Origin of the sequence: Massilia sp. Leaf139, from assembly GCF_001424165.1 — a bacterium.
GTDB lineage: Bacteria > Pseudomonadota > Gammaproteobacteria > Burkholderiales > Burkholderiaceae_D > Telluria.
In genome coordinates, this window is the sequence record NZ_LMOJ01000025.1 from 484,190 (window position 1) to 509,168 (window position 24,979).

The window sequence follows — 24,979 nt, forward strand, 5'->3', positions numbered from 1 at the left end:
GATCGGCCATGGGCGACCAAAGCTCGCCACGCATGTCAGGCGTGGCGGTTTTCTTCTGCGTGTTCCTGCCGTTCGCGCTGGGACACTACCTGTCTTCGCTGGTACGCAACGTGAACGCGGTGCTCGCGCCCGACCTGGTCGACGCGCTCGCGCTCACGCCCGGCCAGCTCGGACTGCTGACCAGCGCCTTCTTCTTCGCGGCGGCGCTGGTGCAGCTGCCGGTCGGGATGGCGCTCGACCGCTACGGCCCGCGCAAGGTGCAGCTGGTGTTGATGACCTGCGGCGCGCTCGGGGCGCTGATGTTCGCCTACGGCCAGAACTTCATCCAGCTCCTGATCGCGCGCACCCTGATCGGCGTCGGCCTGGGCGGCTGCTTCATGTCGGCGGTCAAGGCGGTGTCGACCTGGGTCGATCCGAAGCGCCTGCCTTCGGTGCAGGGCTACCTGATCGCGGTCGGCGGCCTGGGCGCGGCCTCGTCGACGATGCCGGTGACGAAAGTGCTGCAGTACATGGACTGGCGCGGCGTGTTCATCGCGATCGCCGGCCTAATCGCCTGCTGCGGCCTGCTGATCCGCCTGCTCAGCCCACCGGCCGCCACGGGCAGCGGCAAGGCGCCGACGGTCAAGTCGATCCTCGACGTCTACCGCAACCCGGCCTTTCGCAAGACGACCTCGCTGGTGGTGGTGTCGCACATGGTCTTCTTCGGCATCCAGGGCCTGTGGATCGGGCGCTGGCTGTCGGACGTGGCGCGCTTTCCGGAGCCGGTGGTGGCCTACCTGCTGTACATGGGCATGGCCTCGGTGATCTTCGGCGCGATCGCGGTCGGCATGATCACCGAATGGGCGGGACGGCGCGGCATCGCGCCGCTGGACGTGGCGGCGCTCGGGGTCGCCTTGTTCGTGCTGATCCAGATGGCCATCGTGTGTAACTGGAAGCCGAGCATGCAGCTGCTGTCGGTGGTGTTCACGCTGGTCGGTACGATCACCGGGATCGAGTTCGCGATCGTCTCGCAGAGCATGCCCAAGGAACTCACCGGGCGCGCCGCCACCTGCCTGAACCTGGTGATTTTCGTCGGCGCCTTCCTGGTGCAGGCGGGCTTCGGCCAGGTGGTGGGCCTATGGACGCCGGATGCGGCGAACCATTATCCGGCCGTCGCCTACCAGGTCGCCTTCGGCATCCTGGTGCTGCTGCAGTTGCCCGGGCTGGTCGGCTACTTCCTTCGGCGGCGTCCGCTACAATGCGAGATTGCCATATTGAGCCCGAAGGAAGATTATGAGATTGGTACGCTACGGTCGCCCCGGTAAGGAAAAACCGGGATTGCTGGACGATGAAGGACGGCTGCGCGATCTCTCCGGCGTCATCGGAGACATCGACGCAGCCGTGCTCTCCGACCGTGCCCTGCGCAAGCTCGCGAAGATCGACACCAAAACCCTGCCGGCCGTGCGCGGCAACCCGCGTCTGGGCGTGCCGGTGAAGGGCACCGGCAAGTTCATCGGCATCGGCATGAACTATTCGGATCATGCGGCCGAAATCGGCGCGCCGATCCCGAGCGAGCCGATCATGTTCATGAAGGCGATCACCTGCCTGTCCGGCCCGGACGATCCGATCCAGCTGCCGCAAGGCTCGAAAAAGACCGACTGGGAAGTCGAACTCGGCGTCGTGATCGGCACCCGCGCGCAGTACGTCGACGAAGCCGACGCCTTGCAATTCGTGGCCGGCTACTGCGTCGTCAACGACGTCTCGGAACGCGCTTACCAGTTCGAGCTGGGCTCGCAATGGGACAAAGGTAAAGGTTGCGACACCTTCGGCCCGGTCGGCCCCTGGTTGGTCACGCGCGACGAGGTCTACGACGTGCAGGACTTGAACATGTACCTGGAAGTGAACGGCAAGCGCATGCAGACCGGGAACACGGCGAACATGGTGTTCACGGTGGCGCAGATCGTCAGCTACCTGTCGAAGTTCATGACCCTGGAACCGGGCGACATCATCTGCACCGGCACTCCGCCGGGCGTCGGCATGGGACGCACGCCGCAACGCTTCCTCAAGAAGGGCGACCAGGTGCGCCTGGGGATCGAGGGACTGGGCGAGCAGCAGCAGGACGTGCTGGCCTGGGCCAAGTAAGAAAATCGAAGAGCCCTGCGCTGGCCGGTGCTTGCTGGCCAGCGCGCGGGCGGAAGCGGTCAGACGGGGTTCAGCTGAGCCAGTAGCGCGTCAGGTGGCGCACCGGATCCGAATATTTGCTGCGAGCGTGCATCAGGCGCTGGTTGTCCCAGATGAGCATGCTGCCTTCGGGGATCAGCACCTGGATCATGTGCTCGTAGAAGAACTTCTCGCCGCATTCCGCAATCTGCCCCAGCGGGGTCTGGGCCGATTGTCCTGCGGCTTGCGCCAGGTCGCCTTCCGACGGATTAACGTCGCCGAAGCGAAATTGGTTATAGCTGAAGCGAAACAGGCGGGCGCCGTCCTTTTCTTCCACCAGCCGCGTGCGGAACAGGCGCCGCTCGGCGCCGGGCATGGCGCTGGCCATGAACACGACGTCGTTGGCATCGGCCCAGGCCTTCAGCTCCGGGCTGAGCGAGGCGTGGAAGGCGAAGCCGTCGGCCAGCAGGGTCTGGCCGCCGCCGCAGCTTGCCTGGCGGTGGCAGTGCAGGGCCAGATATTTGGGCGGCGGGTCGTACACCGGCGCCTCCGTGTGCGGGCCGATGCTGTTTTTACTTTGCGAGAAGGGCAGCTTCTCGAAGCCCGGCTTCAGCGTCACCTCATAGGTTTCCTCGCCATTAAACTGCGGCACGATGCGGCCGAAATGCGCCAGCGCCGGACGCGGGCCGTCGCGCAGCAGGTCGCGCGCCAGGATCGTCCAGCCGCGTTCCTCCAGTTCGGCCTTGCAGCGGGCGATGCCGGCGCCCGCTTCCATCACGTTCGATTCGCTCATGGTCTACCTTCCTTTCGAATGGGGAGATGATGCGGGGTTCAGGGCTGCAGTGCGGCGTCGAGCGCTTCCGCCAGCCGGGTCACGATTTCGCCCAGCTCCGCCTCGCTCGTGATGAAGGGGGGCGCCAGCAGGATGTGGTCGCCCGACTGGCCGTCGATGGTGCCGCCCATCGGGAACACCATCAGGCCGCGTTTGAAAGCCTGCGCCTTAACGGCCGCGTGCAGCTTGCGCTCCGGTGCGAACGGCGCCTTGGTCGCGCGATCCTGCACCAGCTCGAGGGCCATGAACAGGCCGCGGCCGCGGATGTCGCCCACGTGCGGATGGCGGCCGAACACGTTGCCCAGCATGCGGCGCAGGGTGGCGCCGCGTTTCTGCACCTGCGCCAGCAGCTTGTCGCGCTCGATCACCTTTTGCACGGCCAGCGCCGCCGCCGCCGCCACCGGATGGCCGATATAGGTGTGCCCATGCATGAAGGCACCGCTGCCCTGGCGCAGCCGCTCCACGATCGCGCCCTGCGCCAGCACCGCGCCGATCGGCTGGTAGCCGGCGGCCAAGCCCTTGGCCACCGTGATGATGTCCGGCGCCACGCCTTCCTGCTCGATCGCGTACATGGTGCCGGTGCGGCCCATGCCGCACGCGATCTCGTCGGCGATGAAGAGGATGCCGTGGCGGTCGCAGATCTCGCGCACGCCCTTGAAGTAGCCCGGCGTCGGCGGCACCGCGCCGGCGCTGGCGCCGACCACCGGTTCGGCCACGAAGCCGATCACGTTCTTGGCGCCGGCCTTCAGGATCGCCGTCTCGAGTTCGTCGAGCAGGGCGGCCGTGTAGGCATCGACCGACTGCTGCTCGCCGCGCCCGCGGTATTCGTTGCAGGGCGAGACGCGCGGCACGTCCATCAGGATCGGCGCGAAGGGTTTGCTGCGCCATTCGCTGCCGCTGATCGCCAGCGCACCCAGCGTATTGCCGTGGTAGCTCTGGCGGCGCGAGATGAACAGCTTGCGCTGCGGTTCGCCGCCTTCATAAAAATACTGGCGCGCCAGTTTTAAGGCGGTCTCCATCGCCTCGGAACCGCCCGAGAGGAAGTAGACGCCCTTGATGCCGGCCGGCGCCCCGGCCACCAGGCGCTCGGCCAGCTCCTCGGCTGCGTCGGTGGTGAAGAAGCCCGTGTGGGCATAGGCGCACTGGTCGATCTGGCGGTGCATCGCCTCGATAATGTCCGGGTGCGCATGGCCGAGGGCGGAGACAGCGGCGCCGCCGCAGGCGTCGATATAGGTATTGCCTTGGGTATCCGTCAGCAGGATGCCCTGGGCCGAGGCGACGACGGGCGGCGTCTGGTGCAGGCTGCGGTGGATGATGTAGCTCATGGTGCTCCCTTCCGTTTGAAGTTGACGGTCAACCTTAAGCGGGCGGGATCGGGTTTTTGTTGATGTTGGTTGGAAATTGGACACATATTTTTCCAACAGGACACTTTCGCAACGCTGCGCCCGAAAGCAGAGGAATGGGGCGACAATTTCAACCGAATCGCGCGTAGCGGCATTGTCTTTTTCGCTACACTCGGCGCATCCGCTCGACCCATTCCAGGAGAACGCCATGCGCCTTCGCCCATCTTCCGTCCTTGCCGCAGCCGTGCTGCTCGCGCTGGCGGCCTGCGCCGACCAGTCCATCCTCCCGGTCGACGCCGGCGTCGGCCCGGCGCCGACGCTGCCGCAGCCACAGAAAAGCCTGATTCCGACGGTCGACATCGCGCCCGCCAAGGGCTGGAACGGCGCCAGGCCGAGCGCTGCCCAGGGCCTGGACGTGAGCGCCATGGCAAGCGGCCTGGATCATCCGCGCTGGCTGCACGTCCTGCCCAACGGCGACGTGCTGGTGGCCGAATCGAACAAGCCGCAAACGCCGGAGACCAGGAAATCGGGCATCAAGGCCTGGGTCATGAAGAAGGTGATGGAAAGGGCCGGTGCCGGCGTGCCGAGCGCCGACCGCATCACCTTGCTGCGCGACGCCGACGGCGACGGCTTGGCCGAGACCCGCAGCGTCTTCCTCAAGAACCTGCATTCGCCTTTCGGCATGGCGCTGGTCGGCGAGACGCTGTACGTGGCAAATGCCGACGGCATCGTGCGCTTCCCGTACAAGGCGGGCGCCACTGCAATCGCCGACGCGCCGGTGAAAGTGGCGCCGCTGCCGGCGGGGCTGAACCACCACTGGACGAAGAACATCATCGCCAGCAAGGACGGCGCCAAGCTGTACGCCACGGTCGGTTCGAACAGCAATGTCGGCGAAAACGGCATGGAGAACGAAATCAACCGCGCCGCCATCCTCGAGGTCGACGTCAGGAGCGGGGCCACGCGCCTGTTCGCCTCCGGCCTGCGCAACCCGAACGGCATGGCCTGGGAACCGCAGACCGGCGCGCTGTGGACGGTCGTGAACGAGCGCGACGAGATCGGCAACGACCTGGTGCCCGATTACCTGACCTCGGTGAAGGAGGGCGGCTTCTACGGCTGGCCCTACAGTTACTATGGCCAGCACGTCGATGAGCGCGTGAAACCGCCGCGCCCGGATCTGGTGGCGAAAGCCATCCCGCCCGACTACGCGCTCGGGGCCCACGTCGCCGCCCTCGGCCTCACGTTCGCCGAGGGCGCGAAACTGGGTTCGCAATTCGCCAACGGCGCCTTCATCGGCCAGCACGGCTCCTGGAACCGCAAGCCGCTGTCGGGCTACAACGTCGTCTTCGTCCCCTTCGCCGAGGGCCGGCCGAACGGCAAGCCGGTTCCGGTGCTGACCGGTTTCGTCGACGGGAACGGCGACGCGCTCGGGCGCCCGGTGGGAGTGGCGATCGACAAGGCGGGCGCGCTGCTGGTGGCGGACGATGTCGGCAACGTCGTCTGGCGCGTGCGATCTGTAGCGCGCTAAACGTTTCGATGGGCGGACGTGCGTTGAACGCGTGGGCACAGGGCGCCCACCCTACCTTCCTCCGGCACAGTCCGTAGGGTGGGCGCCCCGTGCCCACACGTGACCGATGATCATCGTTGGACGGGGTCGATCAATCGCGCATCAATTCAAGCGCAGCTATCCACAAACCACAGCGGCACCGACGTCCACGCAATCCCCGCGAACGCCAGCAAGGCCGTCAGCGCCGCCGCCCGATCCAGCAGCGGCGTGTGCTCATCGGCGCCGCCCAGCGCATGGCGCGTGTGCCAGGCCAGCGCCGCGCAGATCGCCAGCGCGATGACCGTCATCAGCGCCAGCGGCAGCCGGTGCGGACTGCCCGGCGCGAAGCCGGCCGGGCTGCACTGGGCCGCCACCAGCACATAGCTGCCGGCGAAATGCGCGGCCCAGACCAGGAGCGGCAATGTGCCGCGGATCAGCTTTCTGAAGAACCGTTCGCGCATCGATCACTCCATCAGCAAGGGGACGACATGCACCGCCAGCGCTAGCGCGATGCCCTGCAGGGTCGTGTAGTGCCAGATCAGGGCCGTATTGTCGAGCGTCGCACGGCTCGATGGGCCGAGGCGCCCGCTCCAGGCACGCGCCGCCAGATAAGGCCCGGCGATCGCCAAAATGACCACGTGCAGGCCCTGGTAGCTTACCAGCGCCGCGATCGTCGCGCTCCATGCCTGCGCGCGCGGCGCCAGTCCCGCCAGGCCGTAGCCGTGCAGGTCGACCAGGAAGGCGGCGACCGCGCAGCCGGTGGCCGCCAGCGCGAGCCAGGGCAGGCGCCGGGTGCCGAGGCTGCGCAGAGCCCAGAGCATGCAGGCCGATCCCGCCGCCAGCAGCGCGCCCGAGATCAGCGGCCAGCGCACGTCCGGCAGCGTGGCCGCGGGCGGCGGGCACACTTCCAGGCGCATCGAGATGTGGATATAGGCGAAGACGAGGGAGGCGAAGATGGTCGCGTCGACCACCAGCATGACGATCGTGCCCCACCACGAATGCGAAGCCGTGCCGCGCGCCCCGACCGGCAGCACCAGGGTGTCGGAGACGCGCGCCTCGCGGATCGGCGGCTTCGTGTCCGAGCCCCACAGCCAGGCCACGGTCGAGACGACCGCCGTGATCCCGCAGGCCCAGGCGATTAGCGTCATCTTCACCGTCAGCAGCAGGAAGAAGCCCGCGGTGCCGGCGGCGGCAACAAACGGCAGCCAGCCGTCGGTCGGCAGGATCAAGAGGTAGGTCGGCCTGGCGGCAACCGGGCTGGTGGCGATCGTCTCGCGCCGGCCGCTGGCGGTGCCCGGCAGGTAATGCTGGCCCGCTTCCACCTGTTCGGTGAGGCCCGGCTGATCCCAGAGCGGATCGGCCGATTTTACTTGCGGGATGCTGCGCGTGTTGTAGGTCTCGGTCGGCAGCCATTCGAGCGTCGACGCATTCCACGGATTGCCGACTTTCTGCTCGGGCCGGCGCAGCGTGCGCACGACGTCGACCAGGAACAGCAGCACGCCCGCCGCCAGCACAAAGGCGCCGACCGTCGACACCAGGTTCAGCCAGTCCCAGCCCATCTCGGTCGGGTAGGTGTAGACCCGGCGCGGCATGCCGAGCAGGCCGGTGATGTGCATCGGGAAGAAGGCGATATTGAAACCGCCGAACATCAGCCAGAACACCCATTTCGCCAGGCGCTCGGACATGCGCTGGCCCTTGAGCAGCGGCATCCAGTAGTACATGGCCGCGAACACCGGGAACACCATGCCGCCGACAAGCACGTAATGCAGGTGGGCGACGATGAAATAGGTGTCGTGCGCCTGCCAGTCGAAGGGCAGCAGCGCCACCATCACCCCGGTCAGCCCGCCCAGCACGAAGATGAACATGAAGCCGCCCAGGAACAGGGCCGGTGCGTTCATGGTCACCTTGCCGCGCCAGAGGGTGGCGATCCAGCCGAACACCTGGATCGCGGTCGGCACGGCGACGGCCATGCTGGCGGCCGAAACGAAACTCATCGTCATCACGCCCAGGCCGGCCGTGAACATGTGGTGCGCCCACAGCGCGAAGCTGAAGAAGCAGACCACGACCAGCGCCACGATGATCGCCTTTCTGCCGACCAGCGGCGTGCCGGCAATGGAGGGGATCATGGTCGAGACCATGCCGGCGGCGGGCAGGAAGATGATGTAGACCTCGGGGTGGCCGAAGAACCAGAACAGGTGCTGCCACAGAACCGGGTCGCCCCCGCGCTCGGCAATGAAGAAGGGCCAGTCGAAGGCGCGCTCCATTTCCAGCAGCGTGGTGCCGGCGATGATGGCCGGGAAGGCGAACACGATCATCACGGCGACGACCAGCATGGCCCAGGCATACACCGGCATGCGCGACAGCGTCATGCCGGGCGCGCGGGTGAACAGGATGCCGACGATCAGTTCGATGGCGCCGGCGATCGCCGAGATTTCGATGAAGCCGATCCCGAGCAGCCAGAAATCGGCGTTCAGCCCCGGCGAATACTGCTTGCTGGTCAGCGGCGGGTACATGAACCAGCCGCCGTCGGGCGACAGGCTGAAGAACAGGGTGCAGAAGAAGGCGAGGCCGCCGATCGCATACGCCCAATAGGCATAGGCCGACAGGCGCGGGAAGGGCAGGTCGCGCGCGCCCAGCATGTTCGGCAGCAGGAACACGGCAATCGCCTCGACGATGGGAATGGCGAACAGGAACATCATCACCGTGCCGTGCATGGTGAAGACCTGGTTGTACACCGAGGCGCTCATCAGGCCGTTGTCGGGCACGGCCAGCTGGGCGCGCATCATCAGGCCGAGGATCCCGGCCAGCAGGAAGAACAGCAGCGCGGTGCCGATATAGAGCAGGCCGATGCTGGTGTTGTCGACGCGGGTGAAGAAGCGCAGGCCGGTCGGGCGGCGCCAGGGCTGCTCCAGCTTTTCCAGCTCGTCGGGAGGGCGGGGCAGGGAAGAAGGCAATGCGCTGGGCAGTGTGTCCCGGGTCGTGGTCGTGGTCATTTCAGCTGTTCGAGGTAGGCCGCCAGGGCTTGCAGCGTGGCCCCGTCGATGTCAGTGGCGGCCGGCATGCGTGCGCCCGGCTTGATGGCTTGCGGATCGGCGATCCAGCCGGCCAGCGTGCCGCGGTGGTTGCGCAGGGTGCCGGCGGCGATGTGGGTGCGGCCGCCCACGTGCGTGAGATCCGGGCCCAGGCGCGCCAGTTCGGCGCCGGGCAGGCCGCGGATCGTGTGGCAGCTCTGGCAGCGCTGTTCGAGGAAGGCGGCGCGGCCGCGCTCGACCAGGGCGTTGTCGGCGGCCTTGGCCGGCTGCGCCTCGTTCGCGAGCCAGCGTTGGAAGTCGGCGGGCGCCAAGGCGATCACGTGCAGCGCCATGCGCGCATGCTGCTCGCCGCAGTATTCGGCGCACTGGCCGCGGTAGACGCCGGGTTTGTCGGCATGCAAGGTCAGGCCGTTGATGCGTCCCGGGATGGTGTCCATCTTGCCGTTCAGGGCCGGCACCCACAGGCTGTGGATCACGTCGGTCGAGGTCAGGCCGACATACACCGGGCGCCCGGCGGGAATCCGGATCTCGTTGGCGCTGACGACTTGTTTGCCGCTAGCGGGATCGTGATAGCGCACTTCCCACCACCACATCTTGGCCGTCACGCCGATGCTCATCGCGCCGCGCGAGGTCTGCGGCGTCAGGTCGGCGCTGCGCCAGGTGCTCCAGACCAGCAGCGCGGTCAGCACGACCACCGGGAAGACGACGCCGGCGCCGGCGATCCACCAGCGCGTCGAAACCGGCCGCGCGGCAGGGCGCATGCTGAGCACCACCAGCGCCATCACGGCGACGAAAATGACCGCGGCGCCGCCGAACAACACCCAGGACAGGTGCGCGATGAGCGCCGCGTCGGGGCCGGCGGGATGCAGCACGGACTGCAGTGGCGCACTCATCTCGGCACTCATCGCAAGGTCATCAGATAGGCCGCCATGTGGCGCGCCTCGTCGGGCGAGACGCCCAGATCCGGCATGGCGCTGCCCGGTTTCAGGGCTTGCGGGTTGTCGAGCCAGCGGGTGAGGTTGTCGGGGGTGTTCGGGATGCCGCCGGCGATATAGCTGCTCCGTCCAAACTGCTCCAGCGACGGCCCCGCATTGCCGGCGGGGCCAGGCACTTCCGGAATCGCATGGCAGGCGGTGCACTGGTACTGCGCCATCAGGCGCTGTCCCTGGGCCGGGTTGCCGCCGCTGACCTGCTGCGGCGCTTTTTCCTTGCCGCAGCCGGCCAGCAGGATCAGGCACAGTCCGGCGCCAAAGAAGCGGGTGGCGCGCGCAGCAGGAGCAGAAAAGTAATTGCGCACAATTGAATCCGAGAGAAGCGATGGCTCTATATAATACAAGAGAAACAATATCATTTTTTCAACAGTGCGCACCCTGGCGACCACCCATGCTTTCACAACGACATCGCCTGATCCTGAAAACCGCCGCCGCCACCCTGGCGCTGGCGGGGCTGGCGGCCGCCATCGCCGGCGGCGTCGTGCTGCGCGCCGGCTGGTACGACACCACGGCCACCTCCCAGCATCTGCAGCCCGTGTATTCGGTGCTGGAGCAGGGCATGGCCTATTCGGTGCGCAACCATTCGAAGGACGTGACGGTGCCGGCGCTGGGCGCGCCGCAGCAGGTGGCGCGCGGCGCCGGCGTCTATCAAGCGCATTGCGTGCAGTGCCATGGCGCGCCCGGCGTGGCCCAGGCCAAGATCGGGCAGAGCATGCAGCCGCTGCCCGGCCCGCTGATCGATGCGAGCATGCGCTGGGAGCCGCGCGAGTTGTACTGGATCACGAAGCACGGCATCAAGATGAGCGGCATGCCGGCCTGGCAGTTTCATTTGAGCGACGCCGACCTGTGGGCGGTGGTGGCCTTCATGGGCAAGCTGCCGGCGCTGTCGGCGCGCGATTATGCGCAGGCGACGGCGGTTCCGCCCGCCGCCGCCACCGGAGCCGCACGATGAACGCGCGCCTGTCCAGCTGCCTCCTGACTTTGGCGCTGCTGGCCGGCTGCCAGGATCAGCCGCCATCGACCACCCTGCAGGGCGACCCCGAGCGCGGCCGCATCGCGCTGGCCCAGCACGCCTGCCGCGCCTGTCACATGATCCCTGGCTTGACCGGCCCCGAGACCCACGTCGGCCGTCCGCTGACCGACCTGGCCGAACAGCGCTTCATCGCCGGCAGCCTGCCGAACAACCAGGCCAACCTGGTGCGCTGGATCCGCGACCCGCAATCGATCGACCCGCACACCGCGATGCCGGCCATGGGCGTGAGCGAACGCGATGCGCTCGACATGAGCGCCTGGCTGCTGGGGCCGCAAAAATAGCGCTTCCCGGCTTGTCAAACGTAAGGTTTGACAAGACGCTAACCGCACCCGGATTCTTTTTGATCTTTCACGGAAGCTGTGCGACTATTTTTTCCGTTTAGACATTGATCTTGGGAAGCCGCTCATGACCGACCGCCTGCCTCCGATTTCCCCGGCCCTGCTGACCGACGCCCAGCGCCGCGCCGCGCAAACCGTCATCGAAGGGCCGCGCGGCGCCCTGTACGGCCCCTTCGTGCCGCTGCTGCGCAGTCCCGAGCTGCTGGAAAACGCCCAGCGCATGGGCGAATACCTGCGCTACCGCAGCGCGATCGGCGTGCGGCTGTCGGAACTGGTGATCCTGGTGACGGCGCGCCACTGGAACCAGGCGGTCGAGTGGGCGATCCACGCGCCGATCGCGGCGCAGGTAGGACTGACGTCCAGCCTGATCGATGCCATCGCCCACCGCGCCCGCCCTGAAGGCATGCTGATGGACGAAGCGGTGGTCTACGATTTTTGTACCGAACTGCACCAGACCAAGGGCGTCTCGGATCGCACCTATGGGCAGGCGCTGGCGCTGTTCGGCGAGCAGGGGGTGGTCGACCTGATGGGATTGAACGGTTATTACACCTTCCTGGCGATGGTGATGAACACGGCGCGCACCGAGATGCCCGTGTCGAGCGCGGCGCCGCTGCCCGAATAGCGGCGCCGTGGTTCAGGCCAGCGCTTCCTTCGCCGCCTCTTCCGGCGTCAAGCCGTCGTAGAACAGATCCGTGAACCACTCGACCTGTTCTTCGATGTGATCCTGGGCCTCCTTCTGCGTCGCGCCGCCGGCGACCAGGTGTTTTTCGACTTCGATGCACCAGTTAATCAGCGCCATCGTTTCTTCGTCGAGTTCTTCTTTTTTGGCCATTGTGTAGCCCTCCAATGTAAAACGGGAGCCAAGAGCGCCTTCCAAAACCCTCATGGCGGCGTTGCATCGTCTCGCCGTACTAGCGTACTGTCTTCGACGATGCGCCTTGCCCTGAGGATTTTGGAAGGCGCTCTGCAGCTCCCGTTGGTTGAGGCTTCTTGAGCCAGTACCTTCTTAAGCCAGTACCTTCTTCAGCCACGCCGAGATGTCCTGCACCTCCTCGAAGCAGAGCGAATGCTGCATCGGGTACGCGTGCCAGTCGATCGTATAACCGAGCTCCTTGAGGATGTCGCGCGACTGCTCGCCGCGCAGGAAGGGCACGACGTGGTCCTGGCGGCCGTGCGCCATGAAGATCGGGGTGTCGATGCTTTCCTCGGTGCGCTCATGAGGGACTTTTTCGTGGAGCGGCAGGTAGCCCGACAGGCACAGCATGCCGGCCAGCTTTTCCGGGTGGCGCAGGCCGGTCTGCAGCGTCATCGCGCAGCCTTGCGAGAAGCCGGCCAGGATGATTTTCGAGGCCGGAATGCCACGTGCTTTTTCGCGTGCGATCAGGGCCTCGACGTCGCGCTGCGAGTCGCGCAGGCCGGTTTCGTCTTCGCGGCGCGTCAGTTCGGCGCCGGTGATGTCGTACCAGGCGCGCATCACATAGCCGCCATTGATCGTCACCGGGATCGTCTTCGCATGCGGGAAGACGAAGCGGATGCCCGGCAGTCCTTGTAAATCCAGTTCGCGCACCAGCGGCACGAAGTCGTTGCCGTCGGCGCCCAGGCCGTGCAGCCAGATGACGGCGACCGTCGGATTCGGTGCGGTGTCGATTTCAATCGTTTGCAGCAGATCGCTCATGCGGTGTCCTGGGTAGGGGCCGGACGCTGGGCGCTCTTCGGGCGCCAGGCGGTCGTGACGGCCGGGTTGGTTTCCATGTAGGGGCCGCCGATCAGGTCGATGCAGTAGGGGACGGCGGCGAAGATGCCGCCGGCGACGACTTTGCCGTCGGCGTCCTTCAAGCCTTCCAGTGTTTCCTTGATCGCCTTCGGTTGGCCCGGCAGATTCATGATCAGCGCCGCGTGGTCGGCCGTCTCGCGGATCACCGCGACCTGGCGCGACAGGATCGCGGTCGGCACGAAGCGCAGGCTGATCTGGCGCATCTGCTCGCCGAAGCCCGGCATTTCCTTGGTGCCGACGGCGAGCGTCGCCTCGGGCGTGAGGTCGCGCCGCGCCGGGCCGGTGCCGCCGGTGGTCAGCACCAGGTGGCAGCGGGCGACGTCGACCAGCTCGACCAGGGTCTTCTCGATCTGCATACGCTCGTCGGGAATCAGGCGCGGCTCGATCCGGTAAGGCGTCGTGACGGCCGAGGCGATCCAGTCCTGCAGCGCAGGAATGCCCTTGTCCTCGTAGATGCCGCCGCTGGCGCGGTCCGAGACCGACACCAGGCCGATCACCAGCTCCACCTCGTTACTCGTCTGCGGGCTCATCGTCTTCCGATTCGTCGTCGACCGGGGCAGCCTTTTTCTTGCCCAGGTCCTTCAGGATCTGGAACAGCTCGCGGTAGGCTTTCGGCGGCTTCGACTCAGCCTGTTCCTTGCGCGCATTGCGGATCAGGGTGCGCAGTTGCTGGGCGTCGAGTTCCGGGTTTTCCTCGAGGAGCTGGGTCAGCGCCTTGTCGTCGGCGAGCAGCTTCTCGCGGCGGCGCTCGAGCGCGTGCAGCGCGGCCGTCTCGGCCTTGGAGGCGCCTTTCCAGCTGTCGATGGTGCGCTGGATGACGGCCACTTCCTCGTCGGTCAGGGTGCGCATCTTCTTGCCCACGAATTGCAGCTGGCGGCGCCGGCCTTCGTGGTTGGTGATGGTCTGGCACATCAGGATGGCTTCCTTGACGTCTTCCGGCATCGGGACGCGCTTGACGCGGTCGCGCGGCTCGGCAACGAGTTGTGCTCCGAGTTTCTGCAACTCGTCCATCTGGCGCTTCAGTTCAGATTTGGAAGGGCGTTCGTATTCTTGCTCGAACTCGTTGGACTGGAAGCCCACCGAGCCGCGGTTTGGATTTGGCATGGTATCGAATGATCCGATTGGCACGGAGCCGATCAGTAAAAACAGTAAACGGCTGCTATGATAACTGTTTTAGGGCTTGCGACGAAAAACACGATATGAACGACACCGTTTTTACCCACACCCAAGACCAGTTGAAAGCATTGGCGCAGAGCGTGCTCGCATTCGCCCAGGAACAGGGCGCGAGCGATGCCTCGGTCGAAATCAGCGAGGGTAGCGGGCTGTCGGTGTCGGTACGTCGCGGCCAGATCGAGACCATCGAGCAGAACAAGGACAAGGGCATTGGCGTTACCGTCTACGCCGGCCAGCGCCGGGGCAACGCCAGCACCTCCGACTTCTCGGAAGCTTCGCTGCGCGCCACCGTGGAAGCGGCCTGGAACATCGCCCGCTTCACCGCCGAGGACGACGCGGCCGGCCTGCCCGACGCCGACATGCTGGAAATGAACCCGCGCGACCTGCGCCTGTGCTACCCGTGGCAGATCAGTACCGAAGAAGCCGTCGAACTGGCGCAGCGCTGCGAGAACGCGGCCTTCGAGGTCGACCGCCGCATCACCAACAGCGAAGGCGCCAGCGTCTACGTGCAGCAATCGCATTTCGTGGCCGCCAACACGCGCGGCTTCATCGGCGGCTATCCGTTCTCGCGCCATACGATGTCGATCGCGCCGATCGCGGGTAAAGGCAACAAGATGCAGCGCGACGACTGGTATACCTCGGCGCGCGACCCGAAGAAGCTGGCCAAGCCGGAAGCCGTCGGCCGCTACGCCGCCGAGCGCGCGCTGGCGCGCCTGAACGCCCGTAAGCTCGACACCCGCACCTGCCCGGTGCTGTTCGAGGCGCCGCTGGCGGCGGGCCTGCTGGGCGCCTTCGTGCAGGCGGTATCGGGCGGCTCGCTCTACCGCAAATCGAGTTTTCTGCTCGATACCCTCGGCCAGCAGGTCTTCCCGAGCCATATCCAGGTGCTGGAAGACCCGCACGTCATCGGCGAAGTGGGCTCGTCCCCGTTCGACGAAGAAGGCGTGCGCACCGTGCGCCGCAAGGTCATCGACAGCGGCGTCCTGCAGGGCTACTTCCTGTCCTCGTACTCGGCCCGAAAGCTCGGCATGAAAACGACGGGCAATGCCGGCGGCGCCCACAACCTCAGCATCACATCAAGTGAAACCAGGCTGGCCGACACTTTCGAGGGCATGCTGCGCAAGATGGGCACGGGCCTGCTCGTGACCGAACTGATGGGGCAGGGCGTGAACTACGTCACCGGCGACTATTCGCGCGGCGCCTCGGGCTACTGGGTCGAGAACGGCGTCATCCAGTATCCGGTCGAGGAAATCACCATCGCCGGCAATATGCGCGAGATGTTCCAGCAGATCGTCGGCGTCGGCAACGATGTGCTCAGCCGCGGAAACAAATCGACCGGGTCGATCCTGATCGAGAAGATGGTCGTTGCAGGTAACTGATAAGGAATCCACAGCATGAGCCAGTTCATTCGCATCGACAAGGACAGCAACCCGAAAAAGGCCGTGCTCCTGAACCTCGACCTGGTGGCATCGGTCGAACTGTCGCCCCAGTCCGACCTGCTCAGCTCCGCCGACGAGAAGCGCGTCTACCTGAGCTGTCTGGCGCACGACAAGACGGTGATCGCGACCGTGCATTTCGACAGCGTCGAGGATGCGCACGCGTGGATCCAGAACCACCTGGGCGTGCAGGTCTGACGGCCGGCGCGCGGACATGAGCGCCAACAAGACTCAACCCACCGCGGTCGACGCCGCGGCCTATCTGCAGGCGATCGACGACCCGGTACGGCGCGCCGACTGCGCGCAGCTGGCCGCGCTGATGGAGCGCATTACGGGTGCGCCGGCCGTCATGTGGGGGCCGAGCATCGTCGGCTTCGGCAGCTACCACTACCGCTACGCCAGCGGCCGCGAAGGCGATGCGCCCCTGGCCGGTTTCGCCGCGCGCAAGGGCGACATCAGCATCTATCTCAGCTGCGACGACGCCGCACGCGCGCCGCTGCTGGCGCGCCTGGGCCGGCACAAGATGGCCCAGGCCTGCCTCTACGTGCGCAAGCTGGCCGACATCGACCTGGCCGTGCTGGAAGAACTGGTGCGCGAATCGATCGCCACCACCACCGCGCTCTATGGCGGCGCAGGCAAGGGCAGCACCGCAACCGCCGGCTAGTTCGGCCGCGTCTCGTTCCCGGCCTTGCCCAGGGCCCGTTCCACGGTCGCCGCCAGCTCGGCCAGCTGGAAGGGTTTGCGCAGCAGCAGGTCGTCCTCGATCACCTCTTCGATCGCCTTCATGTCGGCGTAACCGGTAGCGATAATCATCGGTACGCCCGGCAATTCCGCACGCGCGCGCAGCACCAGTTCGGTGCCGGTCATGCCCGGCATCAGGTAGTCAGTGATGACCAGGTCCGGCGCCGCGCGTTTCAGTTCGATGAGGCCGGCCGCGCCGTCGGCGGCCTGCGCCACCGTGTGGCCCAGGGCTTCGAGCGATTCGACCATCGACTCGCGCACGAAATCGTCGTCTTCCACCACCAGGATGCGCACGCCGGGACGCGGCGCCGCGGCAGTGGCGGGCGCCGCCGCCGGCAGCGCCGCGCTGCCGGCCTTTGCCGCGGGTAGCCAGATCTCCACCGTCGTGCCCACGCCCTGCTCGCTCAGGATGCGCGCCGCCCCGCCGGACTGCTGCGCCATGCCGTAGACCTGGGACAGGCCCAGTCCCGTTCCCTTGCCCACGCCCTTGGTGGTGAAGAAGGGTTCGAACACGCGCGCCGCCACTTCCGGCGCCATGCCGGCGCCGCTGTCGCTGACGGCGATGCGCACGTAGTCGCCGGCGGGCAGCAGCCCTGCCGGCGGCGTGGCGGCTCCCGCATGAAAGCGCAGTTCTCCGCCGCCATCCATGGCGTCGCGCGCGTTGATGGCCAGGTTCAGCAGCGCCATCTCCATCTGGTTGGTGTCGGCCATGACGCTGGCCGCCGGCATGTCGACCTCGAACGAAAGGGCGATGCCGGCACCGAGCGAGGTCGCCACCAGTTCGCGCACGCCGTCGAACAGGGTCGCCAGGTCGAGCGGGCGCAGATCCAGGCTCTGGTTGCGCGAGAAGGCCAGCAGCTGGCTAGTCAGCTTGGCGCCGCGCTGGCAGGCGCGGCGCGCCACCTCGGCGCGGCTCTTCGCAACCTCGTCCTTCGACATCAGGAGGATCAAGTCCATGCTGCCCTGCACCACGTTGAGCAGGTTGTTGAAGTCGTGTGCCATGCCGCCGGTGAGGCGTCCGATCGCTTCCATCTTCTGCAGCTGCACCATGGCCTGCTGCACGCGCTCGCGCTCGATGACCTCGTTCATGAGGCGGTCGTTGGCCTGGGCCAGCGCGCGCGTGCGCTCCTCGATGCGCGCTTCGAGCGTCTCGTTCAGGTGCACCAGCGCTTCCTGGCTCTGGCGCAGGCTTGCGGCCGTGCGCTCGCGCTCGAGCAGCAGGTCGCGCGCCTGGTACTGGCGCCGGCGCGCGCGCAAGGCCGACAGCGCGGCGCTGCGCAGCGTCTGCGTGTTGAGCGGGCGCTCGAGCAGGATCACGTTGCCGAGTTCGCCCAGGCGCGCACGGGCGCCATCGGCCGGCACGCCGCCGCTGCGGGTGAGCAGCACGACGAAGGGGAAATCGGACCAGTGCGGCTGCCCGTCGAGCCAGGCGCGCAGGCGCCCCGTGGCGGCGCCCTGCAGGGCTTCCTCGGCGACGATCGCCGCCCCTGCGCCGGTGGCGATGCTGTCGGCGAAGGCATCGAAATTGTCGACCGTGGCGCAGCCGAAGCCATCGCGCGCGAGCACCGAGCACATGACCTGCGCATCGCGGCCGTGCGGTGCGAAGATCAGGACGCGCTCCTCGAAGGCGTCAGCCGGCTGCATGCGGCACGGTCGGCATCATGGGGGTCGAGCCGCGGTAGCTCGGCAGGCCGGTGAGCACGCCGTCGAAGCCCTCGAGCGGTTCGCCGACGCGCACGCCTTCCTCGCCCAGCTGCAGCTCGTGGATGGTCAGCGCGTGGCTGGCGGTGCGGCTCTTGATGACCGTGATCGCACGGCGCAGGCGCCCGTTCGCTTCAAAGAAGCGGAGCAGCACGGTGGTATCGGCCAGGTAGCTCAGGTCGACGTCGCTGTGCACCTCGCCGATCAGGCCGTGCTGCCCGAGCACCAGCAGCGTCGTTACGCCCTGCTGGTTCAGGTAGGAGAGCAGTTCGTGCATCTGCAGGGTCAGGTACTGCTCGCCCGGCATCGCTTGCAGATAGGCGTTGAGGCTATCGATACCGATGAAGGAAACCCCATGCTGCTCAACCGCATCGCGCAGCATTTGCGCGAATTCGCCCGGCGAGAGCTCGGCCGGGTCGATATGATGCAGGCGCAGCCGTCCATTGTCGACGAAGGGCCGCAAGTCCATGCCAAGGGCCACGCTGCGGGCGAAGAAGGTGCCAAGGCCTTCGTCGAACAGGTAGAACGATGCCGTCTCCCCGCGTTCGAGCGCCGACAACAGGCAGCGCGCGACCATCGTCGTCTTGCCGATCCCGGACGGGCCGACGATCAAGGTATTGGTGCCGCTTACCAAGCCGCCGCCGAGCAGCTTGTCGAAGCCGCTCGATCCGGTCGAGCGCAGGGTCGGTGTGAAGTCGAGCATGTGCTCGGCGGCGACCAGCCGGGGATACATGGTGATGCCGCCGGTATCGAGCGTGTAGTCGTGGAAGCCGCCGCGGAAGCGGATGCCGCGCATCTTGACGATGTTGACGCGGCGCCGCTCCTTGCCGAATTCCTTGGCGATCTGCTCCAGGCTGATGACGCCGTGGGCGATGCTGTGCAGGTGCTGGTCGGAGCTGCTGGTCTTGTCGTCGAGGAGCAGCACGGTGCAGGCGCGCGTGGTGAAGAACTGCTTCAGCGCCAGGATCTGGCGCCGGTAGCGCAGCGGATTCTGGGCCAGCAGGCGCATCTCCGACAGGCTGTCGAAGACCACGCGCAGCGGTTTCACGCGGTCGACCTCGTCCATCACGTTGCGGGTGGTTTCGCCCAGTTCGACTTCGGACGGGTGGAAGATCGACTGCTGGGCGTCGATGTCGAGCGACATGTCGCTGGCCAGTTCGTACAGCGACAGCGCATCGAGCGACCAGCCGTGGCTGGCGGCCACGGCTTTCAATTCGTCGGTCGTTTCCGACAGGGTGATGTACAGGCCATGCTCGCCCCTCGTGACGCCGTCGAGCAGGAATTGCAGGCCGAGCGTGGTCTTGCCCGCACCGGGCGAGCCTTCCACCAGGTAGATGCGCTGCGGCGTCAGGCCGCCCCCGAGGATGTCGTCGAGGCCGGCGATGCCGGTCGACATCCGGGGTGGTGGAGTGGACTCTGCGGTGCGAAGGGAAACGGGGGAAGTCATGAATACGGCCTGTCGAGAGGCCGGGATGCCGTCGCAGTCCTGGCCGGGTGGTGGCACTGCCGCCCTGTGCGGCAATGCGGATGGAGCGATTATAGTGCCAGTCAGCGCCGTTTTATTGTACGTACGGGCACATTCAGGCGGCCTCGATGCGTTTCAGGCGCTGGCCGTAGATGCCCCAGGTGACGTCCACGCCGTCGACCTGGCCGCGCAGGGCCCAGCCGGTGCCGATCTTTTCGACCGTGACCGGCGCTTCGATCTCTTTCGCGACCTTGGCGGCCCAGCCCTCGGCCGCGCCGCGCCCCTTGAATAGTTCCTGGCCGTTGTAGACCACGGTGGCGTCGAAGACGGAGGCGGAGAAGATGCTCATGCGATGACTTTCAATGACAGGAAAACGCCCCGGCTGGCGGGGCGTCGGAACGGTTTATTTCAGTGCGCGGATCGACTGCAGCACCGGTTGCAGCACCGCCGCGCCGAGGCGGGCGCTGCGCGCGCCGTCCCAGCCGACCTGCGGATCGGGGTCGTTGGCATTGTCCTTGAACGGCAATTCCAGGGTCAGCGACAGGCAGCCGAAGGCGTGCGTGATGTGGGGCGAGCCCATGGTCAGCGTCTCTTCGGTATACGGCGACTCGCCATAGCCGTGCACGTCCTGGAAGTCCGGGCTGGCGATCTTGAAATCGTCGCTGAAACGCTTCTGGGCGGCGGCCTGCTCCGGCGTGAAGTTCGGCAGCGACTCGCTGCCGGCCACGAACACATACGGCAGGCCTTCGTCGCCGTGCACGTCGAGGCAGAGGTCGACGCCGACTTCATGCATCTTCTGCTTGACGAGGAAGACTTCCGGGCTGCGCTCCATGGTCGGGTTCAACCACTCGCGGTTCAGGTTGGCGCCGGCGGCATTCGTGCGCAGGTTGCCGCGGACGGAACCGTCCGGGTTCATGTTCGGCACCACGTAGAACACGGTCTCGTTCAGCAGCTGGCGCGCGAACGGGTGCGCAGGATCGAGCAGGGCGTCGAGCATGCCTTCGATGAACCATTCGGCCATCGTCTCGCCCGGGTGCTGGCGCGCGATGACCCAGACTTTTTTCTTTTCCGGCGACGGTTCGCCGATGACCAGCATGTTCAGGTCGCGGCCGTCGACGGTGGAGCCCAGGTCGACCATGCGCACCTGTTCGCTCATCTGCGCGCGGTCGAGCAGCTCGAGGTGGCGTTCCCAGGAATACGGCTCGAAATACGCGTAGTAGACACTGTCCATGCCCGGCGTGTGATTGATCGTCATCACCTGGCCGTCGTAGGAGGTCGGCACGCGGAACCAGTTGATGCGGTCGTAGCTGGCCATCGCCTGGTAGTCTTCCCAGCCGGCCGGATACGCGGCCTGACCGGCGTTCAGGAAGCGGATGGTGCAGGGTTGACCCGCCGCGCCTTGCAGGCGGAAGTAGAACCACTGGATGATGTCGGCGTGCGAGTCCTTGCGGATGTTCAGATCGATAGCGTTCGCGCTCGTGGCGTTCACGACCTCGATGGCGCCGGCGTCGAACTGGCTGCTGATCTTGATAGACATGGTGTGTCCCGTAGAAGAAGGCGTAAAGCCGAGATGATAACCGGTTTCGGGTCGTGTTTGAGGGTGGTGATGTGCATGCGATATACCCCGTGGAGTCCCGACTCCACGGGGGTACAACGCCCGCTCAGCCGCGCAATCCCCCGAAGCGCTGATAAAACGCCGCATCCGCCCCCGGCGCCTCGCCATCCTCGCGCCGCAGCACCGTATCGATATGCACCTCCGCCTGCGCAACCACCATCAAATACACCTCGCGCGCCACCGCGTAGGCATCCGTCCCCGGCCACGGATCGGGCAGCAACTCGAGCGGCAGCAGCGGGTCGTGCAGTTGCAGGCGGCGGTAAGCGTGGATCAGGAGCGAACGGATCGCGAACGCCGCTTCGGGCGCCAGCTGCGGCTCGGCGCGCAGCAGGGCCAGGAGCGGCGTGAACTGCCCGATGAAGTCGCGGTAGCTTTGCGCCACGGCCGTCAGATCCCAGCCTTCGCCGACGAGTTCGCGCAGCGGGCGCGAACCCACGTCCGGCAGCTCGGCCGCGCTGACCACGAAGACGCGGCCGGCGCCCCCGGTGCGTGCCAGCGCATCGCGCAGGCCTTCGGGATCGGCCCCCGGATGTGCCAGCACGCCGGTGCCCAGCATGGCGAAACCTTCCCATTCGAGTTCCTTCCTCACCGCCGTGCGCAGCTCGCCGTCGATGCTGCCGTTGGGCGCGAGCACCAGCGTCCAGCGCCCGTCCCAGTGCAGGCCGGGCGGGGCATAGATGCGGCGGTCGGCGCGCTGGAAACGCGGCAGCGACTTCGGATCGAAGGCGTAACGGCTGCGCCGTCCCTCGCGGCTGGCCGTCAGCCAGCCTTCCTGCACCAGCCGGAACACGCTGGTGCGCACCAGGCGGTCGGTCACGCCGAGCGGGGCCAGCAATTCGATCAGGCTGCCCAGCCAGACCGCGCCGCCATGGGGCGCGATGGCGTCGCCCATTACCGTCATCACCAGCGATTTCGAGCGTAGTGACTCGAGGGAAAGTGCCTGGGCGATCCATTCATTGCTAGTCAATTGTGTCATGCAAATCCATTCGTCCGGGCTGGGTGTTGCTTCTCGATATGATTCAAAATTTTGGTGTACATCTCGTTTTCTGTATCGTATTATGAGCTCACGATGTTTGCAATGGGAGACTGACCATGTACGCACAGATGGTGGAAACGGGCCTGAAAAAGGTTCAAACGAACGAAGACATGAGTGCCGAGGAGCAGGCTTTCCAGGCACGCATCGACGCCGGCGTCAAGATCGAAGCCAAGGACTGGATGCCGGATGCTTACCGCAAGACCCTGGTGCGCCAGATCTCGCAGCACGCGCACTCGGAAATCGTCGGCCAGCTGCCCGAGGGCAACTGGGTGACGCGCGCGCCGACGCTGAAACGCAAATCGGTGCTGCTGGCCAAGATCCAGGACGAAGCCGGGCACGGTCTGTATTTATACAGCGCCGCCGAAACCCTGGGCGTGTCGCGCGACGAACTGCTCGCCGCGCTGCACTCCGGCAAAGCCAAGTATTCCAGCATTTTCAATTATCCGACCCTCAGTTGGGCCGACATGGGCGCGATCGGCTGGCTGGTCGACGGCTCGGCGATCATCAACCAGATCCCGCTCTGCCGCTGCTCCTACGGCCCGTATGCGCGCGCCATGATCCGCGTCTGCAAGGAAGAGTCCTTCCACGCGCGCCAGGGCTACGACATCATGATGAGCCTTGCCAAGGGCACGCCGGAACAGAAGGCGATGGCCCAGGATGCGCTCAATCGCTGGTGGTGGCCCTCGCTCATGATGTTCGGCCCCTCGGACGCCGAATCGGTCAACAGCGCGCAGTCAAGCAAATGGCGCATCAAGCTGTTCTCGAACGACGAACTGCGCCAGCGCATGGTCGACCAGACCGTGCCGCAAGCCGAATACCTCGGCCTGACGATCCCCGACCCTGACCTCAAATTCAATGAGGAAACGGGCCACTACGAATTCGGCGAGATCGACTGGAGCGAATTCCACAACGTCCTGAAGGGCAACGGTCCCTGCAACCGCGAGCGCCTGCGCACGCGCGTGAAAGCCTGGGACGACGGCGAATGGTTCCGCGAGGCCCTGGTCGCCCACGCCGAAAAAGCAGCAGCCCGCAAAGCCGCCGCTTAATGGCATCTGCCGCGTAAACCGCGGCGGATGTGTACCGTAGGGTGGGCACTCCGTGCCCACGCGGTGCAGCGCCTGCTTCGTCGAACACGAAGCAGCATCGCCCGCGAACGTCAACAAAATAGAAACACCGGAGACATACCATGAGCAAAGAATGGCCCCTGTGGGAAGTTTTCATCCGCAGCCAGCACGGCCTCGCCCACAAGCACGTCGGCAGCCTGCACGCCCCTGACGCCGAAATGGCGATCAACAACGCGCGCGACGTCTACACGCGCCGCAACGAAGGCGTCTCGATCTGGGTCGTGCGCGCCGCCGACATCGTCGCTTCCAGCCCGTCCGACAAGGAAGCCCTGTTCGAGCCGGCCAACAGCAAGGTCTACCGCCACCCGACCTTCTTCCCGATGCCAGAAGAAGTCAAGAACCTGTGAGCGCGCAGTTGGAGACCAACCTTATGGACGCAAAAATCCAGTATCTCCTGCGCCAGGGCGACAATGCCCTGATCCTCTCGCAGCAGCTCAGCCAGTTGTGCGGCAAGGGCCCGGCGCTGGAAGAGGACATGGCGCTGACCAACGTCGCGCTCGACCTGCTGGGCCAGACCCGCATGTGGCTGACCTATGCCGGCGAACTCGAAGGGCAGGGACGCGACGAGGACAAGCTCGCCTTCGGTCGCGATGCTCACGACTACCGCAACGTCCTGCTGGTCGAGCAGCCCAACGGCAGCTATGCCGAGACGATGATGCGCCAGTTCCTGTTCGATACCTGGCACTACTTCCTGATGCAGGGGCTGCTCCAGTCCAGCGACCCGCGCATCGCCGAGATCGCCGAAAAGTCGTTCAAGGAAGTCACCTACCACCTGCGCCGCAGCGGCGACCTGGTGGTGCGCCTGGGCGACGGCACCGACGTCAGCCACGCCAAGATGCAGGCGGCGCTGGACGACCTCTGGATGTACAGCGGCGAAGTGTTTATTTACGACGAGATCGACAACGCCATGGTCGAGCAGGGCGTCGCCCCGCGCTTCGAAGGCCTGCGCGCCGCCTTCCTCGAGCACGTGAGCGAGATCCTGGCCGAGGCCACCTTGAGCATGCCTTCGCCGGACGCGTACATGCAGCGCGGCGGCAAGCAGGGCCGCCACTCCGAGCGCCTCGGCTTCATCCTGGCCGAGATGCAGTTCCTGCAGCGCGCCTATCCCGGCGCCGAGTGGTAGGGAGCCGGCAATGAGCGCAGCAGCGAGCACCGCCACGGTCGACCAGGTCTGGGCCTGGCTCGGCGAGGTGCCAGACCCCGAGATTCCGGTGATCTCGGTGGTCGACCTCGGCATCGTGCGCGACGTCGCCCTTGTCGGCGACGAGTGGGTCGTGACGATCACGCCGACCTATTCCGGCTGTCCGGCGATGCAGGTGATCAGCGAAGCCGTCACCGAAGCCCTGCACGCGCACGGCCTGGAAAAGGTCAAGCTGGTGAGCCGCCTGTCGCCGGCCTGGACGACCGACTGGATGAGCGAGGCCGGCAGGGCCGCGTTGAAAGGCTACGGCATCGCGCCGCCGGTGCAGCAGGCCATTGACATCAGCGGTCTGCGCGGCGGAGTAAAGCGCAAAGCCTTCGTGGAGCCGGAAGTCGCCTGCCCGAACTGCGGCAGCAAGCACACCCAGCTCACCAGCCAGTTCGGTTCGACCCCGTGCAAGGCCTTGTACAAATGCCTGGATTGCCGCGAACCCTTCGATTACTTCAAGTGCCATTAAGTGC

Annotated in this window: 28 protein-coding genes; 13 read left to right on the forward strand and 15 right to left on the reverse strand. The window is 66.2% G+C overall.

What is annotated here, in order from left to right:
* Positions 1-8 precede the first annotated feature (8 nt).
* Together ASF77_RS19940 and ASF77_RS19945 are read left to right on the forward strand one after the other, a co-directional pair.
* Complete coding sequence (locus tag ASF77_RS19940) at positions 9-1,304, forward strand: nitrate/nitrite transporter (protein WP_056343444.1); 1,296 nt, start codon at positions 9-11, stop codon at positions 1,302-1,304.
* On the forward strand, positions 1,273-2,121 hold the full coding sequence (locus ASF77_RS19945) for a fumarylacetoacetate hydrolase family protein (protein WP_056343448.1): 849 nt from the start codon (positions 1,273-1,275) through the stop codon (positions 2,119-2,121). Before ASF77_RS19940 ends, ASF77_RS19945 begins: the two co-directional genes overlap by 32 nt.
* A 70-nt stretch (positions 2,122-2,191) precedes the next feature.
* Here the strand turns inward: ASF77_RS19945 and ASF77_RS19950 are convergent, their stop codons facing one another.
* Together ASF77_RS19950 and ASF77_RS19955 are read right to left on the reverse strand one after the other, a co-directional pair.
* Entirely contained in the window at positions 2,192-2,932 is a 741-nt protein-coding gene (locus ASF77_RS19950) for a TauD/TfdA family dioxygenase (RefSeq protein WP_056343451.1), read from the reverse strand.
* Positions 2,933-2,970: 38 nt separating this feature from the next.
* Entirely contained in the window at positions 2,971-4,296 is a 1,326-nt protein-coding gene (locus ASF77_RS19955) for an aspartate aminotransferase family protein (protein WP_056343455.1), read from the reverse strand.
* Positions 4,297-4,522: 226 nt separating this feature from the next.
* Here ASF77_RS19955 and ASF77_RS19960 point away from each other — a divergent pair, with 226 nt between their 5' ends.
* A complete protein-coding gene (locus ASF77_RS19960; protein ID WP_056343458.1) occupies positions 4,523-5,839 on the forward strand; it encodes a sorbosone dehydrogenase family protein in 1,317 nt (438 codons plus the stop codon).
* Positions 5,840-5,985: 146 nt separating this feature from the next.
* On the opposite strand, the gene ASF77_RS19965 is transcribed toward ASF77_RS19960, so the two are convergent.
* The 4 genes from ASF77_RS19965 to ASF77_RS19980 are packed head-to-tail and all read right to left on the reverse strand — an operon-like array spanning position 5,986 to position 10,186.
* Positions 5,986-6,318: a hypothetical protein gene (locus ASF77_RS19965; protein WP_056343461.1), complete on the reverse strand. Its 333-nt coding sequence runs from the start codon at positions 6,316-6,318 to the stop codon at positions 5,986-5,988.
* 3 nt (positions 6,319-6,321) lie between these two features.
* Entirely contained in the window at positions 6,322-8,850 is a 2,529-nt protein-coding gene (gene ctaD / locus ASF77_RS19970; protein ID WP_056343464.1) for a cytochrome c oxidase subunit I, read from the reverse strand.
* Positions 8,847-9,782, reverse strand: coding sequence for a cytochrome c oxidase subunit II (coxB, locus tag ASF77_RS19975; RefSeq protein WP_156648953.1), 936 nt, complete (start codon positions 9,780-9,782; stop codon positions 8,847-8,849). Before coxB ends, ctaD begins: the two co-directional genes overlap by 4 nt.
* An 8-nt stretch (positions 9,783-9,790) precedes the next feature.
* Positions 9,791-10,186 carry a cytochrome c family protein gene (locus tag ASF77_RS19980; protein WP_229445510.1) on the reverse strand — a complete coding sequence of 132 codons (396 nt, stop codon included), beginning with the start codon at positions 10,184-10,186 and terminating at the stop codon, positions 9,791-9,793.
* Positions 10,187-10,272: 86 nt separating this feature from the next.
* Here ASF77_RS19980 and ASF77_RS25030 point away from each other — a divergent pair, with 86 nt between their 5' ends.
* The 3 genes from ASF77_RS25030 to ASF77_RS19990 all read left to right on the forward strand — a co-directional run bounded on the left by ASF77_RS25030 (position 10,273) and on the right by ASF77_RS19990 (position 11,874).
* Positions 10,273-10,833 (forward strand): cytochrome c, encoded by a 561-nt coding sequence (locus ASF77_RS25030; protein WP_229445511.1) that lies wholly within the window; start codon positions 10,273-10,275, stop codon positions 10,831-10,833.
* Positions 10,830-11,195, forward strand: coding sequence for a cytochrome c family protein (locus ASF77_RS25035; protein ID WP_229445512.1), 366 nt, complete (start codon positions 10,830-10,832; stop codon positions 11,193-11,195). The genes ASF77_RS25030 and ASF77_RS25035 overlap by 4 nt, the downstream gene beginning before the upstream one ends.
* Positions 11,196-11,319: 124 nt before the next feature.
* Entirely contained in the window at positions 11,320-11,874 is a 555-nt protein-coding gene (locus ASF77_RS19990) for a carboxymuconolactone decarboxylase family protein (protein ID WP_056343469.1), read from the forward strand.
* Between the two features lie 12 nt (positions 11,875-11,886).
* Here ASF77_RS19990 and ASF77_RS19995 read toward each other — a convergent pair whose 3' ends face one another.
* The 4 genes from ASF77_RS19995 to yjgA all read right to left on the reverse strand — a co-directional run bounded on the left by ASF77_RS19995 (position 11,887) and on the right by yjgA (position 14,130).
* Positions 11,887-12,084 (reverse strand): hypothetical protein, encoded by a 198-nt coding sequence (locus tag ASF77_RS19995; RefSeq protein ID WP_056343472.1) that lies wholly within the window; start codon positions 12,082-12,084, stop codon positions 11,887-11,889.
* A gap of 174 nt (positions 12,085-12,258) precedes the next feature.
* Positions 12,259-12,927, reverse strand: a complete 669-nt coding sequence (locus ASF77_RS20000; protein WP_056343474.1) for an alpha/beta hydrolase — start codon at positions 12,925-12,927, stop codon at positions 12,259-12,261.
* Positions 12,924-13,556 (reverse strand): molybdopterin adenylyltransferase, encoded by a 633-nt coding sequence (mog, locus tag ASF77_RS20005; RefSeq protein WP_056343478.1) that lies wholly within the window; start codon positions 13,554-13,556, stop codon positions 12,924-12,926. The genes ASF77_RS20000 and mog overlap by 4 nt, the downstream gene beginning before the upstream one ends.
* Entirely contained in the window at positions 13,537-14,130 is a 594-nt protein-coding gene (yjgA, locus tag ASF77_RS20010) for a ribosome biogenesis factor YjgA (protein ID WP_056343481.1), read from the reverse strand. Before yjgA ends, mog begins: the two co-directional genes overlap by 20 nt.
* Before the next feature lie 95 nt (positions 14,131-14,225).
* Here yjgA and pmbA point away from each other — a divergent pair, with 95 nt between their 5' ends.
* Genes pmbA through ASF77_RS20025 form a run of 3 tightly spaced genes read left to right on the forward strand, consistent with a single transcriptional unit; the run spans position 14,226 to position 16,299 of the window.
* Positions 14,226-15,578 (forward strand): metalloprotease PmbA, encoded by a 1,353-nt coding sequence (pmbA, locus tag ASF77_RS20015; protein ID WP_056343484.1) that lies wholly within the window; start codon positions 14,226-14,228, stop codon positions 15,576-15,578.
* 15 nt (positions 15,579-15,593) lie between these two features.
* Positions 15,594-15,833, forward strand: a complete 240-nt coding sequence (locus ASF77_RS20020) for a hypothetical protein (RefSeq protein WP_056343486.1) — start codon at positions 15,594-15,596, stop codon at positions 15,831-15,833.
* A 16-nt stretch (positions 15,834-15,849) separates the two neighbouring features.
* A complete protein-coding gene (locus ASF77_RS20025; RefSeq protein ID WP_056343490.1) occupies positions 15,850-16,299 on the forward strand; it encodes a DUF1801 domain-containing protein in 450 nt (149 codons plus the stop codon).
* Here ASF77_RS20025 and ASF77_RS20030 read toward each other — a convergent pair.
* The 5 genes from ASF77_RS20030 to paaX form a co-directional block, all read right to left on the reverse strand.
* Entirely contained in the window at positions 16,296-18,020 is a 1,725-nt protein-coding gene (locus ASF77_RS20030) for a response regulator (protein ID WP_056343493.1), read from the reverse strand. The two genes, ASF77_RS20025 and ASF77_RS20030, sit on opposite strands and share 4 nt — an antisense overlap.
* On the reverse strand, positions 18,007-19,473 hold the full coding sequence (locus tag ASF77_RS20035; protein ID WP_229445513.1) for an ATPase domain-containing protein: 1,467 nt from the start codon (positions 19,471-19,473) through the stop codon (positions 18,007-18,009). The genes ASF77_RS20030 and ASF77_RS20035 overlap by 14 nt, the downstream gene beginning before the upstream one ends.
* A gap of 184 nt (positions 19,474-19,657) precedes the next feature.
* The gene (locus ASF77_RS20040; protein ID WP_056343499.1) at positions 19,658-19,891 is read right to left on the reverse strand and encodes a hypothetical protein; all 234 of its coding nucleotides are present in this window, start codon (positions 19,889-19,891) and stop codon (positions 19,658-19,660) included.
* Between the two features lie 54 nt (positions 19,892-19,945).
* Positions 19,946-21,079: a M14-type cytosolic carboxypeptidase gene (locus tag ASF77_RS20045; RefSeq protein ID WP_056343502.1), complete on the reverse strand. Its 1,134-nt coding sequence runs from the start codon at positions 21,077-21,079 to the stop codon at positions 19,946-19,948.
* A 124-nt stretch (positions 21,080-21,203) separates the two neighbouring features.
* Positions 21,204-22,133 (reverse strand): phenylacetic acid degradation operon negative regulatory protein PaaX, encoded by a 930-nt coding sequence (paaX, locus tag ASF77_RS20050; protein ID WP_056343505.1) that lies wholly within the window; start codon positions 22,131-22,133, stop codon positions 21,204-21,206.
* 116 nt (positions 22,134-22,249) lie between these two features.
* Here paaX and paaA point away from each other — a divergent pair, with 116 nt between their 5' ends.
* The 4 genes from paaA to paaD all read left to right on the forward strand — a co-directional run bounded on the left by paaA (position 22,250) and on the right by paaD (position 24,975).
* Complete coding sequence (gene paaA / locus ASF77_RS20055; protein ID WP_056343508.1) at positions 22,250-23,239, forward strand: 1,2-phenylacetyl-CoA epoxidase subunit PaaA; 990 nt, start codon at positions 22,250-22,252, stop codon at positions 23,237-23,239.
* A 140-nt stretch (positions 23,240-23,379) separates the two neighbouring features.
* Positions 23,380-23,664 (forward strand): 1,2-phenylacetyl-CoA epoxidase subunit PaaB, encoded by a 285-nt coding sequence (gene paaB, locus ASF77_RS20060; protein ID WP_020651929.1) that lies wholly within the window; start codon positions 23,380-23,382, stop codon positions 23,662-23,664.
* A gap of 23 nt (positions 23,665-23,687) precedes the next feature.
* Positions 23,688-24,440, forward strand: a complete 753-nt coding sequence (gene paaC, locus ASF77_RS20065) for a 1,2-phenylacetyl-CoA epoxidase subunit PaaC (RefSeq protein ID WP_056343511.1) — start codon at positions 23,688-23,690, stop codon at positions 24,438-24,440.
* A gap of 10 nt (positions 24,441-24,450) precedes the next feature.
* Positions 24,451-24,975: a 1,2-phenylacetyl-CoA epoxidase subunit PaaD gene (gene paaD, locus ASF77_RS20070; RefSeq protein ID WP_056343513.1), complete on the forward strand. Its 525-nt coding sequence runs from the start codon at positions 24,451-24,453 to the stop codon at positions 24,973-24,975.
* Positions 24,976-24,979: the final 4 nt, after the last annotated feature.